This is a genomic window from Vibrio sp. Vb1574 (assembly GCF_033338675.1).
The window spans coordinates 1-1,687 of the sequence record NZ_JAWOTC010000132.1 but is presented as its reverse complement, the minus strand read 5'-3'; the positions used below and the strand labels follow the sequence as shown (position 1 = coordinate 1,687).

Annotated in this window: 1 protein-coding gene; it reads right to left on the bottom strand. The window is 48.1% G+C overall.

The features are described from left to right. Positions 1-1,638: DNA polymerase III subunit alpha (gene dnaE, locus R7O12_RS24160; RefSeq protein WP_318126574.1), on the bottom strand; the 1,638-nt coding region annotated here is incomplete at its 3' end. Positions 1,639-1,687 lie beyond the last annotated feature (49 nt).

The following is a 1,687-nucleotide window of genomic DNA, read 5'->3' as shown; positions in this document are numbered from 1 at the left end:
TACGTCGTTCTTATCAAACTGAGTTACGGGGAAATGCCCTTCCGCATCCGCATAAATTGGCGCAAAGTCTGTAATCGTGGTTGGTGAAATTACAACACCACCCGCGTGCTTACCGGCGTTACGTGTACAACCTTCTAATAGGCGACACATATCGATGAGTTCTTTAACTTCCTCATCGGCCTCATAAAGCTCAGGCAGAGCAGGCTCGGCTTTAAACGCTTTTTCTAGCGTCATACCCGGATCTGGCGGAACCAGTTTCGAAATACGGTCAACGAAACCAAATGGGTGACCAAGAACACGACCAACGTCACGGATTACCGCTTTCGCCGCCATCGTACCGAATGTGATGATCTGAGATACGGCATCGCGACCGTACATTTCGGCAACGTGATCAATCACTTGGTCACGCTTATCCATACAAAAGTCGACGTCGAAATCGGGCATGGATACACGTTCTGGGTTCAAGAAACGTTCGAAGAGCAAGTCATATTCAAGCGGATCAAGATCGGTGCTTTTCAGCGCGTAGGCCACCAAAGAACCGGCACCCGAACCACGACCAGGACCGACTGGAATCGCGTTGTCTTTCGACCACTGGATGAACTCCATTACGATCAAGAAGTAGCCTGGGAACCCCATTTGGTTGATTACGTCGAGTTCGATTTGTAAACGCTCGTCGTATTCTGGACGGCGCTTTTTGCGCTCTTCTTCATCAGGGAATAGGAACTCTAGACGCTCTTCCAAACCTTCACGCGACTTCATGACCAAGAATTCAGTTTCTTCCATCCCTTCTGTTGGGAAGGCTGGCAAGAAGTATTCACCTAAACGAACGGTCACGTTACAACGCTTGGCGATCTCAACACTGTTTTCTAGCGCTTCTGGAATATCAGCAAACAGCTCACACATTTCCTCTTCAGTGCGAAGGTACTGCTGCGGGCTGTAATTTTTTGGTCGGCGTGGATCTTCTAATGTGTAACCATCATGAATCGCAACACGAATCTCGTGCGCATCGAAAAGGTCTGCACTTAGGAAAACCACTTCGTTTGTCGCGACCACGGGCAAGTCATGTTGCTCAGCGAGATCGATGGCAAAGTGCAAGTACGTCTCTTCATCCGGACGGCCTGTACGAATCAATTCTAGATAGAAACGGTCCGGGAAATGCTGTTTGTAAAACTCTACACAGCTTTCAACCAGTTTACGGTTACCTTTAAGCAGCGCTTTGCCGATATCGCCATTTTTAGCACCAGAGAGAACGATTAAGCCTTCTGACATCTCGGCCAGCCACGCCCTATCAATCACAGGTTGGTGCTGAACGTGGCCACGTAAGTACGCTTTGGAAATCAGTAACGTGAGGTTCTTGTAACCTGCATTGTCGGCAGCAAGTACTGTCAGCTGGGTCAGTTCTTCACCAAATTCATCAGATTGCATTTTGAAATCTGCACCGATGATCGGTTTAACGCCGGAGCCATGCGCTGTGCCATAAAACTTCACCAAACCACATAAGTTGGTGAAGTCAGTCAAAGCCATGGCAGGCATACCAAGCTCGGCGACTTTCTTGACTATCGGTGGAACTTTATTGATACCATCCACCATCGAGAAATCACTGTGAATACGAAGGTGGACGAACTTGGGATCTGACATTAACAGGTACCGTGTAACTCTATTTTGTTTGGGATTCTAACCTAAAGGG